The sequence below is a fragment of the Streptomyces sp. NPDC015131 genome, from assembly GCF_043079975.1.
GTDB lineage: Bacteria > Actinomycetota > Actinomycetes > Streptomycetales > Streptomycetaceae > Streptomyces.
The window spans coordinates 890,117-904,743 of record NZ_JBIBVB010000003.1 but is presented as its reverse complement, the minus strand read 5'-3'; the positions used below and the strand labels follow the sequence as shown (position 1 = coordinate 904,743).

The 14,627-nt window shown below is 72.6% G+C and carries 13 protein-coding genes; 5 read left to right on the top strand and 8 right to left on the bottom strand.

Features of this window, described 5'->3' with window-relative positions:
- Nucleotides 1-38: 38 nt before the first annotated feature.
- Nucleotides 39-1,559, bottom strand: a complete 1,521-nt coding sequence (locus tag ACF08D_RS15420; RefSeq protein ID WP_392223072.1) for a peptide MFS transporter — start codon at nt 1,557-1,559, stop codon at nt 39-41.
- A gap of 156 nt (nt 1,560-1,715) precedes the next feature.
- Between ACF08D_RS15420 and ACF08D_RS15415 the strand changes: the two genes are divergently transcribed.
- A complete protein-coding gene (locus tag ACF08D_RS15415) occupies nt 1,716-2,726 on the top strand; it encodes a polyprenyl synthetase family protein (protein ID WP_392223071.1) in 1,011 nt (336 codons plus the stop codon).
- Between the two features lie 202 nt (nt 2,727-2,928).
- Nucleotides 2,929-4,137 carry an outer membrane lipoprotein carrier protein LolA gene (locus ACF08D_RS15410; RefSeq protein ID WP_392223070.1) on the top strand — a complete coding sequence of 403 codons (1,209 nt, stop codon included), beginning with the start codon at nt 2,929-2,931 and terminating at the stop codon, nt 4,135-4,137.
- Nucleotides 4,138-4,239: 102 nt separating this feature from the next.
- Here the strand turns inward: ACF08D_RS15410 and ACF08D_RS15405 are convergent, their stop codons facing one another.
- A complete protein-coding gene (locus ACF08D_RS15405; protein ID WP_392223069.1) occupies nt 4,240-5,625 on the bottom strand; it encodes a M28 family metallopeptidase in 1,386 nt (461 codons plus the stop codon).
- A 362-nt stretch (nt 5,626-5,987) separates the two neighbouring features.
- Here ACF08D_RS15405 and ACF08D_RS15400 point away from each other — a divergent pair, with 362 nt between their 5' ends.
- Nucleotides 5,988-6,215, top strand: a complete 228-nt coding sequence (locus tag ACF08D_RS15400) for a hypothetical protein (RefSeq protein WP_392223068.1) — start codon at nt 5,988-5,990, stop codon at nt 6,213-6,215.
- A 24-nt stretch (nt 6,216-6,239) separates the two neighbouring features.
- On the opposite strand, the gene ACF08D_RS15395 is transcribed toward ACF08D_RS15400, so the two are convergent.
- Nucleotides 6,240-6,692: a VOC family protein gene (locus tag ACF08D_RS15395; RefSeq protein WP_392223067.1), complete on the bottom strand. Its 453-nt coding sequence runs from the start codon at nt 6,690-6,692 to the stop codon at nt 6,240-6,242.
- Between the two features lie 21 nt (nt 6,693-6,713).
- Here ACF08D_RS15395 and ACF08D_RS15390 point away from each other — a divergent pair, with 21 nt between their 5' ends.
- Nucleotides 6,714-7,331 (top strand): CGNR zinc finger domain-containing protein, encoded by a 618-nt coding sequence (locus ACF08D_RS15390; protein ID WP_392223066.1) that lies wholly within the window; start codon nt 6,714-6,716, stop codon nt 7,329-7,331.
- A complete protein-coding gene (locus ACF08D_RS15385; RefSeq protein WP_392223065.1) occupies nt 7,331-7,723 on the top strand; it encodes an SRPBCC domain-containing protein in 393 nt (130 codons plus the stop codon). The genes ACF08D_RS15390 and ACF08D_RS15385 overlap by 1 nt, the downstream gene beginning before the upstream one ends.
- 120 nt (nt 7,724-7,843) lie before the next feature.
- Here ACF08D_RS15385 and rarD read toward each other — a convergent pair whose 3' ends face one another.
- From rarD to ACF08D_RS15360, 5 genes are all read right to left on the bottom strand, one after another.
- The gene (gene rarD, locus ACF08D_RS15380) at nt 7,844-8,830 is read right to left on the bottom strand and encodes an EamA family transporter RarD (RefSeq protein WP_392223064.1); all 987 of its coding nucleotides are present in this window, start codon (nt 8,828-8,830) and stop codon (nt 7,844-7,846) included.
- Nucleotides 8,831-9,140: 310 nt separating this feature from the next.
- Entirely contained in the window at nt 9,141-10,190 is a 1,050-nt protein-coding gene (locus ACF08D_RS15375) for a 2-oxoacid:ferredoxin oxidoreductase subunit beta (RefSeq protein ID WP_392223063.1), read from the bottom strand.
- Entirely contained in the window at nt 10,183-12,150 is a 1,968-nt protein-coding gene (locus ACF08D_RS15370) for a 2-oxoacid:acceptor oxidoreductase subunit alpha (RefSeq protein ID WP_392223062.1), read from the bottom strand. The genes ACF08D_RS15375 and ACF08D_RS15370 overlap by 8 nt, the downstream gene beginning before the upstream one ends.
- A gap of 228 nt (nt 12,151-12,378) precedes the next feature.
- On the bottom strand, nt 12,379-13,038 hold the full coding sequence (locus ACF08D_RS15365; RefSeq protein WP_392223205.1) for a LuxR C-terminal-related transcriptional regulator: 660 nt from the start codon (nt 13,036-13,038) through the stop codon (nt 12,379-12,381).
- A gap of 272 nt (nt 13,039-13,310) precedes the next feature.
- The gene (locus tag ACF08D_RS15360) at nt 13,311-14,624 is read right to left on the bottom strand and encodes a sensor histidine kinase (protein WP_392223061.1); all 1,314 of its coding nucleotides are present in this window, start codon (nt 14,622-14,624) and stop codon (nt 13,311-13,313) included.
- Nucleotides 14,625-14,627 lie beyond the last annotated feature (3 nt).

The following is a 14,627-nucleotide window of genomic DNA, read 5'->3' as shown; positions in this document are numbered from 1 at the left end:
GGACCTCGGCGGACGTGGGGGTGCTGGGGGAGGCGTGGTCAGTGGACGGGGTGCATGGTGCGGCGCAGCCAGGGGGCGAGGACGACGACGACGAGGCCGGCGGCGACCGCGACGGCGCCGTTGAGCCCGAAGTACACGGGGTGGGAGACCTCCCCGTACAGCTTCACGATCTGCGCCTGGATGCCGTTGGCGAGGGCGAGGGAGAGGAACCACAGCGCCATGGTCTGGCTGGCGAAGGCGCGCGGCGCGAGCTTGGTGGTGGCGGACATCCCGGAGGTCTCCAGCAGGACGTCGCCCAGCCCGAGCAGCAGGTACGAGCCCACGATCCACCAGGCCGCCATCCGGTAGGTGTCGCCGGCGTAGCCGGAGGTGGGCAGCACCATCAGCAGGAAGGACAGCCCGCCCAGCACCACCCCGAAGGCGATCTTGTTGGAGGCGTGCGGCTGGCGGTGCCCCATCCGGGCCCACACCGCCGCCACCACCGGTGCCAGCGCCACCTCGAAGGCGCCGAGCGCGGAGGCGTACCAGCTCGCGGGGAAGTCGAAGCCGAGGATCGTCGTCTCGGCGTTGGTGGAGGCGAGCAGCATCATCGTGGAGTACGCCTGGAAGAGGATGAAGTTGAAGACCACCGACGCCAGGAACAGCACCACGTACGGCCGCAGCCGGCCCCGCTCCTCGGGGGTCACCCGGGGGCTGGCGAACATCACGGCGAAGTAGACGACCGGCGCGATCACCGACACCAGCGTCAGCAGGTCCACGAAGCGGTCCATGGTGAGCCACCCGGCGCCGGCCAGCAGCCCGCCCAGCGCCGCCGCCCCGACCAGCCCGGCGGCGATCAGCAGCACCGCCCGGCGCATCGCGTCCGGGGCCAGGGCGAACTCGGCGGCGTGCTTGCGCCCCGCCAGGTGGCGGCGCCCGGCCACGTACTGGATCAGGCCCAGCGTCATCCCGAAGGCCGCCGCCGAGAAGCCCCAGTGCCAGCCCTGGTTCTCGCCGAGCCAGCCGGTGATCAGCGGGCCGAGGAAGGCGCCGATGTTGATGCCCATGTAGTAGAGGGCGAACCCGGCGTCCCGGCGGTCGTCGTCGGTGCGGTACAGCTTGCCGACCATGGTGGCGACGTTCGGCTTGAGCAGGCCGGTGCCCGCGCTGATCAGCCCGAGGCCGGCCCAGGTCATGCCCGCGGTCGGGACGGCCATCGCGTAGTGGCCGCAGGCGATCAGGACGCCTCCCCACAGCACGGCCCGGTAGGAGCCGAGGATGCGGTCGGCCAGCCAGCCGCCCGCGACGGAGACCAGGTAGACGAGGGTGCCGTAGGCGGCGGACACCGAGGCGGCGGTCGCCGGGTCCATCCCGAGGCCGCCGTCCGCCACCCGGTCGGCGAAGTAGAGGACGAGGATCGCCTGCATCCCCAGGAACGAGAAGCGCTCCCAGACCTCCAGGCCGGAGAGGGTCAGCAGGCCCCGGGGCTGGCCCAGGAAGGCATGATCGTCCTGCGGGGGCGGCTGCTCCTCGCCGCCTCCGCCGCCGGTCGCGTGAGTGTCGCTGGTGGTACCGGACAAAGGTCGTACTCCTGATCATATGAGCTGTTCTTGAACATACCGGGGGTCGGCCGCAGGCGCCCACGGTGATCGAAAGGGGACCGGATACGCTGACTTGAGTGAATCCAGCGACACATCGACAATCCGTGTGATCGTCAGCAGACAGGAGAACCCCTCGTGACCGCAGTCGGGCCGTTCGGGCTGAGCGTGCGGAACCAGGCTCTCGAGGCCGATGTCCAGACCGGATTGGCGGCCGTCGAGGCAGGGCTCCTCGATGCCACCAAGAGCGAGGTGCCGTTCATCACGGAAGCGGCACAGCACCTGGTGAGGGCTGGGGGCAAGCGCTTCCGTCCCCTGCTGGTGATGCTCGCCGCCCAGTTCGGCGACCCGCACGCACCAGGAGTCGTGCCCTCCGCGGTGGTCGTGGAGCTCACGCACCTGGCCACCCTGTACCACGACGATGTCATGGACGAGGCCGACGTCCGCAGGGGGGTCGAGAGCGCCAACGCGCGCTGGGGCAACTCGGTGGCCGTCCTCACGGGTGACTTTCTCTTCGCCCGCGCCTCCCACATCCTGGCGGACCTCGGCCCCGAGGCCGTGCGCATCCAGGCGGAGGCGTTCGAACGCCTGGTCACGGGACAGATCCTCGAAACGGCCGGCCCGCGCGACGGCCGCGACCCGGCCGAGCACTACCTCGACGTCATCGCCGGCAAGACCGGCTCGCTGATCGCCGTCTCGGGGCGCTTCGGCGCGATGATGTCCGGCGCCGACGAGCGGGTCGTGGACATCCTCACCCAGTACGGGGAGCGGCTCGGCGTCGCCTTCCAGCTCGCCGACGACGTCCTGGACATCGCCTCCGACTCCCACGAGTCCGGCAAGACCCCGGGCACCGACCTGCGGGAGGGCATCCCCACCCTGCCGGTCCTGCACCTGCGCGCCCAGGCCGCCGCCGGCGGGGCGGCGGAGGACCTGGAGCTGGTGGCCCTGCTGGACGGCGACCTCACCGACGACGCCCGGCACGCGGAGGCGCTGCGGCGGCTGCGGGTCCACCCGGCCCTGGAGCGCGCCCGGCGGGACACCGTCCGGTACGCCCAGGAGGCCCGTGCGACGCTGGCGCCGCTGCCGGACTGCTACGCCAAGGCCGCGCTGGAGGAGCTGTGCGACCTGGTGGTGCACCGGGCCGGCTGAGCGCCGGGCGCCTCCTCGGGGCTTCCGGTCGGGGCTTCCGGTGGGGCTTCCGGTGGGGGCGCGGGCCCGGGGGAGTCGGGGGCGGTGTCATCCTCCAGCAGTACGGAGGTTGAGCCCGGGGGCTGACGACCCGGGGGGTGCCGGCTTGGTCAGATGGAAGCACGTCGAGGAGACGGCTCGCTGACCACGGAGGTAGGCACACATGGCACCGAAGGCACCGAACGACGGCACCGGGCGCCGGAGCATGGCACGGTACGCGGTCCCGGTCGCGGTGGCCGGGGTGGCGGCGGCGACGATCGGGCTCGTCCCGGCACTCGCCGCGTCCGGGGACCCCGACCTGCCGGAGATCACGGCGCAACAGCTGGTGGAGAAGATCGCCGCGTCGGACGTGCAGCAGATGTCCGGCACGGTGAAGGTGACGGCCGACCTGGGGCTCCCGGCGATCGCCGGGCTCGGCGGCGGCCTGGGCGGCGAGGCGGGCGAGGAGGGCCCCGGCAAGCTCCTGGAGCTGGCCTCGGGCAGCCACACCCTGCGCGTCGCGGCCGACGGCCCGGACAAGCAGCGGCTGACCCTGGTGGACGACGCCTCCGCCGAGTACAGCCTCATCCGCGACGGGGACGACGTCTGGGCGTACGACGGCGCCGCCAAGGAGGCCGTCCACTCGACCGAGCGCGGCGAGGCGGCCGGTGCGGACGGGGACACCGGGAAGCCCGGGCTGCCGGGCGGCCCCCTCGACGCCACCCCCAAGGACCTCGCCCAGGAGGCGCTCAAGGCCGTCGACCCCACCACGTCGGTCACGGTCGACGGGACGGCGCGGGTCGCCGGACGGGACGCGTACCAACTGGTGATCAAGCCGAAGCAGAGCGGCTCGACCATCGGCTCGATCACGATCGCGGTGGACGCGGACAACGGCGTACCGCTGAAGTTCACGCTCACCCCGAGCGGGGGCGGCAAGGCCGCCGTCGACGCCGGGTTCACCAAGGTCGACTTCGGCAGGCCCGACGCCTCCACGTTCACCCTGCCCCGGGGCACCAGGGTGACGGAGGAGCCGGCGTCCGGGGACGCCGGTCACGGCAAGGGCGACAAGGGCGACAAGGGCGCCAAGGACCTCCCGGGCGCCGGTGTGCTCCCGGGCGGCCCGGAGGGGCTGAACGTCATCGGCGAGGGCTGGACGTCCATCGCCGAGCTGAAGGCCCCCGGCGGCGGCGTTCCGTCGGAGCTGCCGTCCGACGCCCCGGCGGAGGCCCAGCAGTTCCTGGACGCCCTCGGCGACAAGGTCACCGGGAAGTTCGGCTCGGGCACCGTCTTCAAGACCCGCCTGGTCAACGCCCTGATGACCGACGACGGCAGGGTCTACGTGGGCGCGGTGACCCCCGAGGCCCTGGTCGCCGCCGCGAGCGGCGCGAAGTAGCGGGCCGCCCCCGGCCCCGGGGATGGCTGGTGCCCCGCCGGGAGAGGGTGACTCTCCGGGCGGGGCACCCGTCTGTGTCGCGGCCCTCGCGGGCGCGGTGGGTCAGAAGGTGAGGCGGAAGGCGTTGATGTACCCGGTGTCCTGGGCCGCCACGTCCTGGACGCGCAGCTTCCAGGCCCCGTTGGCCGCCTCGCTCGACGCGTTGACCGTGTAGGTGGTCTGGACGTTGTCGGCCGAGTCGTTGCCGCTGGAGTTCTTCAGCCGGTACGCCGTGCCGTCGGGCGCCACCAGGTCGACGACCACGTCGCCGCGCCAGGTGTGCACGATGTCGACGCCGACCTTGAGCGCGGCCGGGGCGTTGCCGGTGCGCCCGGAGACGGTGACCGTGGACGTCACCGCCGCGCCGTTGTCGGGGATGGCGACGTCGGCCGTGTTCTCGTACGTGTCACCGGTGGGCGGCTCCGTCGTCCCGGCGGAGAGCGTCCAGACGGCGTGCGCCACCGCGTCGCTGTTCCGGTCGAGCGCGGTGTCGTTGATGTTGGACGTGGTGTCGCACGAGGAGTGGTAGCAGCGGTCGAACGCCTGGCCCGCCGTGCCGCCCCACTTCTGCGCCTGGGCGCTGGACTTCGTACGGCTGGCGCCGGTGAAGAGGCCGCCGACCGGGATGCCCACGTTCTTGAACGAGGCGTGGTCGGAGCGGCCGTCGCCCTCGGTCTCGATCTCGGTCGCCACGCCCAGACCGGCGAAGTAGTCCTTGAAGGTCTTCTCGATCACCGGGTCGTCGTCGTAGACGAAGTAACCGGGGTTGGGCGAGCCGATCATGTCGAAGTTGAGGTAGCCGGAGACCTTGGCGCGCTCGGCGGAAGGCAGGTTGTTGACGTAGTACTTGGACCCCACCAGGCCCAGCTCCTCGGCGCCCCACCAGGCGAACCGCAGGTGCTTGGCGGGCTTGAGCTGCGCGCGGGAGACGGCGAGCGCGGTCTCCAGGACGGCGGCGGAGCCGGAGCCGTTGTCGTTGATGCCGGCGCCGGAGGAGACCGAGTCCAGGTGCGCGCCGGCCATCAGGACCTGGTTGGCGTCGCCGCCGGGCCAGTCGGCGATCAGGTTGTAGCCGGTGGCGCCGCTGGTGGTGAACTGCTGCACGGTGGTGGTGAATCCGGCCGCGTCCAGCTTGGCCTTCACGTAGTCGATCGACGCCTTGTAGCCGGGGCGGCCGTGGGCGCGGTTGCCGCCGTTGGCGCCGGCTATGGACTGGAACTGGGTGAGGTGCGCCTTGACGTTGGCCAGGGGGATGTCGGGCGCCGCGGCGGCGGTGCGCGTGGTGGTGGTCGCGGTGGTGCCGGTGGCTGCTGCGGTGTCTGTGGTCGCTGCGGTTTCTGTGGTCGCGGCGGTGGCGGCCGGGGCGGCGGTGGCCAGCAGCCCGGCGAGGGCCAGCGCGGCGACGGCGGCGGTGCGTCTGGGTATGCGGTGGTGCGCGGAGACGTTCATGTGGGGGCTCCGGATTCCGTGCGGGGATGGGACGGAACGTGCGAGACGCCCCGGTCGTCGTCGACGCGGGGCGCTGGAGCTGATGGAGCGTGTGGTGCGCAGTGCGTGCTGAATGTTCAGCGAGAGTTTGACGTGCCGTCAAGGGCGTAATCCGGTCAGTAGCGTTCGGATAACGGACGATCTCGTCCGAGAACGGTCGCGGAATGGACACCGCCACAACGCTTTTCGGGCATGCGCGCGTCACCGGGTGCCCGGGCGGGGGATGCTGCCACCGAGGGCGCGCGGCGCGCCCCGGGCGGGGGGTGCTGCCACCGGGGGCGCACGGCGCGCCCCGGGCTCTCGTCGTCGACCGGAGGAGGTGCGTGGCCGTGCACGTCGACCCGCTGTACGCGCTGGCCTGGCTGGCCGGTCTGGCCCTGCGCATCGCGGTGAACTTCGCGCTGGTGGTGCTGTGCGGGTGCGCCCTGGTGGCCGCCGCGGTCGTCTCCTGGCGGCGGTTCGCCGGGGCGGGCGCCGGGCCCCGGGCCGGGGCGGGGGAGGACGTCGGCCTGCGCGGCTTCCGGTGGGTGGAGGAGGGCGACGAGCGGTAGGGCCGCCGCCCGGGCGTCCTCTCCCTACTGCACGCAGAACTCGTTGCCCTCGGGGTCGGCCATCACGGTCCACTCGCCGCCCGGCTCCTTGACGTGGCGCAGGGAGGACGCGCCCAGCCCCTCCAGGCGCGCCACCTCCGCCTCCCGCCGCCCGGGGCCGGCGTGCAGGTCGAGGTGGAGCCGGTTCTTCCCCGACTTGGCCTCCGGCACGCGCTGGAACAGCACCCGCCGGCCGAGCCCGGTGCCGGTCTCCTCGTCGTACGGATCGTCCGGATGCCGGACGGCGACCAGATCGCGGAACGCCCGGCGGCCGTGCGCCTCGACGGTGTCCGTGTCCGCCACGTACCCGAGGGACATCAGCCGGGCGATGTGGGCGCTGTTGTCCTCGACCTCGTAGCCCAGGGCCCCGGCCCAGAAGTCGGCCTGGGCGTGCGGGTCGGCGGCGTCGATCACGAGCTTCCAGTGGAGCGGTGTCATGTAACCAGTTATATTGGTTACGTGAGCGAGAAGGCAAGAGGACTGACCCTGCGTACGCCGGAAGGGCGCACCTACCGGTTCGACGCCGGTGCGCTCTGCCTGGAGCTGCTGCCCACGGGCGGCCCGGGCCGGCTCGCGCGCTACGAGGTGCTCGACACCCCCGAGGGGCTGCTCGACTGGGTGGCCGCCGGCCGCCTCACGCCCCCGGCGCTGCGGCTGCCACCGCCCGGGGAGCCCGAGCTGGCGGCGGTACGGGAGCTGCGGGACGCGCTGCTGGGGGTGGGGCGCGCGTGGGCGCAGGGCCGGCCCCCGGGCGCCGGGGACCTCGCGGTGGTGAACGCGGCGGCGGCCGCGCCCCCGCTGGCCACGCGCATGACGGCGGCGGGGGAGCGCGCCTGGGCGCCGGGCGCGACCGTGACCGGGCTGCTGTCGACGGTCGCCCGGGACGCGATCGACCTGTTCACGGGCCCGTACGCCCGGGAGGGCCGGATACGCGAGTGCGGCGCCCACGACTGCTACCTGCTCTTCGTCGACACCTCCCGCCCCGGGCGCCGCCGCTGGTGCGCGATGGAACGGTGCGGGAACCGCCACAAGGTCCGGGCCCACCGCGCTCGTACCCCGAGCGAAGGAGAAGCGTGATGCCCACCGGACTGACCCGCGACGCGGGCTGGGAGATCGGCGTGTCGAAGACCCTGCCGCTGCCGGCCGGCACCCTCTGGGACTTCGTCGTGAGCCCCGAGGGCGTCGGCATCTGGCTCGGCGGCACCAGGGGCCCCCTCCCCACGGAGAAGGGCGCCCGTTACGAGACCGAGGCCGGCGTCACCGGAGAGGTGCGCGGCTACCGCCCCGGCGACCGCGTCCGCCTCACCCACGGGACGACCACCGTCCAGGTCACGGTCTCCGCCTCGGGCCCGGCCAGGGCGGTGCTCGCCTTCCACGAGGAACACCTCCCGGACGCCGCCGCCCGCGCCGCCCGCCGCACCCACTGGAAGGCCGTGCTGTCCCGCATGGAGGCGGCCCTCACCGCCTGAGCCGTGGCGCGTGTGCGGGAGCGTATATGCGGGGGCTCGTATGCGGGGGCTCGTTATGCGGGGGAGGCCCTTTCCCGCAGGGGTGTGTCCCTACCGCCCGGGCCTGCCGCCGTTCGGTGTCTACCGCCCGTCCGAGGGGCGGCCGCCGACGGCCATGGGCGCGCCGGTGGTGGGGGCCGCGCCGGCGGAGGCGCGCAGCGCGAGTGCTTCCGCGCGGGTGCGGCGGGCCGTGCGCAGGGCGTCCCAGGTGAGGAGCGTCAGCGCCAGCCAGACGAGCGAGAAGCCCGCCCACCGCTCGGGCGGCATCGCCTCGTGGAAGTAGACGACGCCCAGCAGGAACTGGAACACCGGCGCCAGGTACTGGAGCAGGCCCAGCGTCGACAGCGGCACCCGGATCGCCGCCGCGCCGAAGCAGACCAGCGGCACGGCCGTGACCACGCCCGTCGCGGCGAGCAGCGCCGCGTGACCGGCGCCCTGGGTGCCGAAGTGGCCCGAGCCCTGGGCCCCCAGCCACAGCAGATACGCCAGGGCCGGCAGGAACTGGACGGCCGTCTCCGCCGCCAGCGACTCCAGCCCGCCGATGTTGACCTTCTTCTTCACCAGGCCGTAGATCGCGAAGGAGAACGCCAGCACCAGCGAGATCCACGGCGGCCGGCCGTACCCCACGGCCAGGACCACCACCGCCGCGAAGCCGGTTCCCACGGCCGCCCACTGCGCGGGGCGCAGCCGCTCCTTCAGCAGCAGGACGCCCATGGCGATGGTGACCAGCGGGTTGATGAAGTAGCCGAGGGAGGCCTCCACGACCTGCCCGGCGTTCACGGCCCAGATGTACAGGCCCCAGTTGACGGTGATCACGGTCGCGGCGACCGCGATCAGCCCCAGCTTGCGCGGCTGCCGCAGCAGCTCGCGTATCCACCCCCAGCGGCGCAGGACGAGCAGTGCCGCCGCCACGAGCACCAGGGACCACACCATGCGGTGGGCCAGGATCTCGATCGCCCCGGCCGGCTTGAGCAGCGGCCAGAACAGCGGCACGAGCCCCCACATGCCGTACGCACCCACACCGTAGAGAAGTCCCGCCCGCTGCTCGCCGCCGCTCTTCGCCGCCATCGGCCGCCGCCTTTCCGCCTGCCCTGCTCGCCTGCGGACGAAGGTAGCGCCGGGCGGGCACCGGTGTCATGTCCGTTCCGCGATACGGTCATGACGGCTGCGTCACAGCCCGGGGCGGGACGGGCCTCGGACCGCCGGGTCCGGACCCCCGGACCTGGGCCGCCGGACCTGGGCCGCTGCACCCGGACCGCCGCACCCGCCGCCCGGACCCGGGCCGCCGCAGCGGGCCCCCGCGCCCGCCGTCCGGGCACGACGAAGCCCGGGTCCCTCGGCGGAACCCGGGCTGCGGGTGTGGCGGGCGGGCGGGACGTCAGCCGACGACCGTCCAGGTGTCGTTGCCCGCGAGCAGCGCCGCCAGGTCGCCCTTGCCGTTCTGCTCCACGGCGGCGTCGAGCTGGTCCGCCATGAGCGTGTCGTACACCGGCCGCCGCACCGCCCGGAACACCCCGATCGGCGTGTGGTGCAGCGTCTCCGGGTCCGCGAGCCGGGACAGCGCGAACGCCGTGGTGGGGCTCGCGGTGTGCGCGTCGTGGACCAGGACGCGGCTCTCGTTCTCCGGCGTCACCGCGACCACCTTCAGGTCGCCGGTGACCTCGTCCCGTACGACCCCCTTGCCGCCGTCCGCGCCGAAGCGGATCGGCCGGCCGTGCTCCAGGCGGATCACGGCCTCCTGCGCCTGCTCGTTGTCCTTGAGGACCTCGAAGGCGCCGTCGTTGAAGATGTTGCAGTTCTGGTAGATCTCCACCAGCGCCGTGCCGGGGTGGGCCGCCGCCTGCCGCAGGACCTCGGTGAGGTGCTTGCGGTCCGAGTCGACGGTCCGCGCCACGAACGACGCCTCCGCCCCGATCGCCAGCGACACCGGGTTGAAGGGCGCGTCGAGCGAACCCATCGGGGTCGACTTGGTGACCTTGCCGACCTCGGACGTCGGCGAGTACTGCCCCTTGGTCAGGCCGTAGATCCGGTTGTTGAACAGCAGGATCTTGAGGTTGACGTTCCGCCGGAGGGCGTGGATCAGGTGGTTGCCGCCGATCGACAGCGCGTCACCGTCGCCGGTGACGACCCAGACGGAGAGGTCGGTGCGCGAGGAGGCCAGACCGGTCGCGATCGCGGGCGCACGGCCGTGGATCGAGTGCATCCCGTAGGTGTTCATGTAGTACGGGAAGCGGGAGGAGCAGCCGATGCCGGAGACGAAGACGATGTTCTCCTTCGCCAGACCGAGCTCGGGCATGAAGCCCTGCACGGCGGCGAGGATCGCGTAGTCACCGCAGCCCGGGCACCAGCGCACCTCCTGGTCGGACTTGAAATCCTTCATGGACTGCTTGGCCTCGGCCTTGGGCACCAGCTTCAGCGCCTCAGTCATGGATGGCCTCCTTGAGAGCCGTGGCGAGCTGCTCGGCCTTGAACGGCATGCCGTTCACCTGGTTGTAGCTGTGCGCGTCGACCAGATATCTCGCCCGGATCAGCGTGGCGAGCTGGCCCAGGTTCATCTCCGGGACGACCACCTTGTCGTACCGCTTCAGCACGTCCCCGAGGTTCTTCGGGAAGGGGTTGAGGTGGCGCAGGTGCGCCTGCGCGATCGGCTCGCCCGCCGCCCGCAGCCGCCGCACGGCGGCCGTGACCGGCCCATAGGTCGAACCCCACCCCAGCACCAGCGTGCGCGCGGTGTCCGGGTCGTCCACCTCCAGGTCGGGGACCTCGATGCCGTCCACCTTGGCCTGGCGCGTGCGGACCATGAAGTCGTGGTTGGCCGGGTCGTACGAGATGTTGCCCGTGCCGTCCTGCTTCTCGATGCCGCCGATGCGGTGCTCCAGGCCCGGCGTGCCGGGCAGCGCCCACGGGCGGGCCAGGGTCAGCGGGTCGCGCTTGTACGGCCAGAACACCTCGGTGCCGTCGTCCAGCGTGTGGTTCGGCCCCCGGGCGAACCGGACCGCCAGGTCCGGCAGCTCCTCCAGGTCCGGGACGCGCCACGGCTCCGAACCGTTGGCCAGGTACCCGTCGGACAGCAGGAACACCGGAGTGCGGTACGTCAGCGCGATGCGCGCCGCCTCCAGCGTCGCGTCGAAGCAGTCCGCCGGGGTCCTCGGCGCCACCACCGGCACCGGGGCCTCGCCATTGCGCCCGTACATCGCCTGGAGCAGATCCGCTTGCTCCGTCTTGGTCGGCAGCCCCGTCGACGGACCGCCCCGCTGGATGTCGACGATCAGCAGCGGCAGCTCCAGCGAGACCGCCAGGCCGATCGTCTCGGACTTCAGCGCCACACCCGGGCCCGACGTGGTGGTCACCGCCAGCGCCCCGCCGAACGCGGCGCCCAACGCGGCGCCGATGCCCGCGATCTCGTCCTCGGCCTGGAACGTCCGCACCCCGAAGTTCTTGTGCCGGGACAGCTCGTGCAGGATGTCCGACGCCGGGGTGATCGGGTACGACCCCAGGTACAGCGGCAGGTCCGCCTGCCGGGACGCGGCGATCAGGCCGTAGGCCAGGGCCAGGTTCCCGGAGATGTTGCGGTACGTGCCGGCGGGGAACGCCCGGGTCGCGGGGGCCACCTCGTAGGAGACCGCGAAGTCCTCGGTGGTCTCCCCGAAGTTCCAGCCGGCCCGGAACGCCGCCACGTTCGCCTCGGCGATCTCCGGCTTCCTCGCGAACTTCTGCCGGAGGAACTTTTCCGTGCCCTCGGTCGGCCGGTGGTACATCCAGCTCAGCAGCCCCAGCGCGAACATGTTCTTCGAACGCTCAGCCTCCTTGCGGGACAGGCCGAAGTCCTTGAGGGCCTCGATCGTCAGCGTCGTCAGCGGTACCGGGTGGACCCGGTACCCGTCGAGGGAGCCGTCCTCCAGCGGTGAGGTCTCGTACCCCACCTTCGCCATCGCCCGCTTGGCGAACTCGTCCGTGTTGACGATGATCTCGCCGCCGCGCGGCACGTCGCCGATGTTCGCCCTCAGCGCGGCCGGGTTCATGGCCACCAGGACGTTCGGCGCGTCGCCCGGGGTGAGGATGTCGTGGTCGGCGAAGTGGAGCTGGAACGAGGAGACACCCGGCAGGGTGCCGGCGGGGGCCCGGATCTCGGCCGGGAAGTTCGGCAGGGTCGACAGGTCGTTGCCGAACGACGCCGTCTCCGACGTGAACCGGTCACCCGTGAGCTGCATACCGTCACCCGAGTCACCCGCGAAGCGGATGATCACCCGGTCCAGACGGCGTACTTCCTTCTCCGTGCCCCGTTCGCCGGGGCCGCCTCGCTGTTCCCCGACGACGGCCTCACCGGCCTGCTGGGTCCCACCGGACCCGTCGGCCCGATCGGCTGGGCTACTGACCTGGCTGGTCACTGAACTGGACCTCCCTCGAGACAAGGGGCCTCCCCGCCGTCGGCGGGGGAACGCTCGGGAGACAGCCGGCCCACCGGCCGTCCCAAGGCCCACCCTACGTCCGCAAGGGTCGCCCTCCGTGGACCGCTCACATGATGGACGTCGCTCTGGAACGCCCTTTCGCCCTGGATCATCATGCTCTGTCTCCCCCCGCGCCGCTCGGTAACGACGCTCCCCGGCGCACCCCGCTCAGCCGTTCAGATACGTCAGCACCGCGAGCACCCGCCGGTGGTCGCCGTCGCTCGGGGACAGCCCGAGCTTCAGGAAGATGTTGCTCACGTGCTTCTCCACCGCCCCCTCGCTCACCTGCAACTGGCGGGCGATCGCCGAGTTGGTCCTGCCCTCCGCCATCAGGCCGAGGACCTCCCGCTCACGGGGCGTCAGCCCCGTGAGCACGTCCTGCTTGCGGCTGCGGCCCAGCAGCTGCGCCACCACCTCCGGGTCCAGCGCGGTGCCGCCCCCAGCCACCCGCACCACCGCGTCCACGAACTCCCGGACCTCGGCGACCCGGTCCTTCAGCAGATAGCCCACACCCCGGCTGCTGCCCGCCAGCAGCTCCGTCGCGTACCGCTCCTCCACGTACTGCGACAGCACCAGCACCCCGATCCCCGGGTACCGCTCCCGCAGCCGCACCGCCGCCCGCACCCCCTCGTCCGTATGGGTCGGCGGCATCCGTACGTCGGCCACCACCACGTCCGGCAGCGCCCCCTCGTCCGCCAGCTCACCCACCGTCTTGACCAGCGCGTCACCGTCGCCGACGCCCGCCACGACGTCATGTCCCCGGTCGGTCAGCAACCGGGTCAGGCCCTCCCGGAGCAGCACGGAATCCTCCGCGATGACCACCCGCACCCTGTCCTCCGCCACGAGCCGCATCCCCCATGTATCGATGTGCACGACGCGACGTCCGCGTCCCTGCCCCAGCCTCCCAGTATCGGGACGCCGGCGGGCCGGCCTGTGGACAACTCGTCGACGCGAGGGAACGCCCGGGGCGGCGGGGTCACGGGCGCTGCCGGAAGCACCGGAGGTGTCAGGGGTGCGGGAGGCGCCGTAAGCACGGGAGGTGCCGTAAGCACGGGAGGTGCCGTGAGCACGGGAGGTGCCGGGCCGGCCGGCGGGCCGGGTCAGCCCCGCCAGGGCAGCTCGGCGGTGACGGTCGTCGGCCCGCCGGCCGGCGAGTGCACGGCGAGGATGCCGTCCACCGCGTCCAGCCGCTCCGTCAGCCCCGAGAGGCCCCCGCCCCGGGAGACGTCCGCGCCGCCACGCCCGTCGTCCGTCACCTGGAGCATCAGCCTGTCCTCCACTCGCCATACGTCGACCGTGGCACGCCCGGCTCGTGAGTGCTTGGAGACGTTCTGGAGGAGCTCCGAGACGGTGAAGTAGGCGATGCCCTCGATCGCCGGGGCCGGCCGGGACGGCAGGTCCACCTCGACGGTCACCGGGACGGTGCAGCGGGAGGCGACGGAGGAGAGGGCGGCGTCCAGGCCGCGGTCGGTGAGGATGGCGGGGTGGATGCCCCGGGCCAGGTCGCGCAGCTCCTGGAGGGCGAGCTTCACCTCTCCGTGGGCCTCGTCCACCATGGCCGCCGCCGCCTCCGGGTCCTCCAGCAGCTTCTCCTTGGCCAGGCCCAGGTCCATGGCGAGCGCGACCAGCCGGGCCTGGGCGCCGTCGTGCAGGTCCCGCTCGATGCGCCGGAGGTCGGCGGCGGCGGTGTCGACCACCACGCCCCGGTCGGACTCCAGCTCCGAGACCCGGTGTGCGAGCCGGGACGGGCTCAGCAGTCCCGCCACCAGCAGCCGGTCGACCGAGACCAGCGCGCGTATCACCCACGGCGTGACGAGCACCAGGAACAGCCCCACCGCACTGGTGCCGGCCAGCTCCACCGGCGAGTCCAGGTACACCGAGTGGGTCCGGTCGCCGTACAGCTGCAGACCGTCCACCCCCGCGAACACCGGGAAGACCCAGCGCCACAGCGGATAGGTGAAGAACCCCCAGCCGTACACCCAGAAGGACACCGCCACGCTGAAGGCGAAGACCGCCCAGGGCATGTGCAGCACCGCGTAGAGGAAGTGGCGCCAGGACTCGCCGCTCTTGAGGACGGCGCCCACCCAGCCCATCAGGCCCTTGCCCTCACGGCCCCGCACCGGCGCGGGGTCGGACACCCGCATCCCCAGCAGGCCCCGCGCCCGTGCCCGCTCCAGCGTCCCGAAGCCGCGGCACATGGCCAGGGCCGCCGCGAGCACCGGAACGCCCAGGAAGGTCACCACCAGGCCGACGCCCAGCGACACCAGGGATATGGACAACGAGAAATAGAGGACGCTCAGCGGCAGACCGATCAGCAGATAGCCGAACTCGCGCCAGGTGCGGGCTTCGAAGGGGGCCCGCAGCACCGCGGGGAGGCGGTGGTGCCGGGTCTCCGTTTCATGGGCCAGTGCCATCGG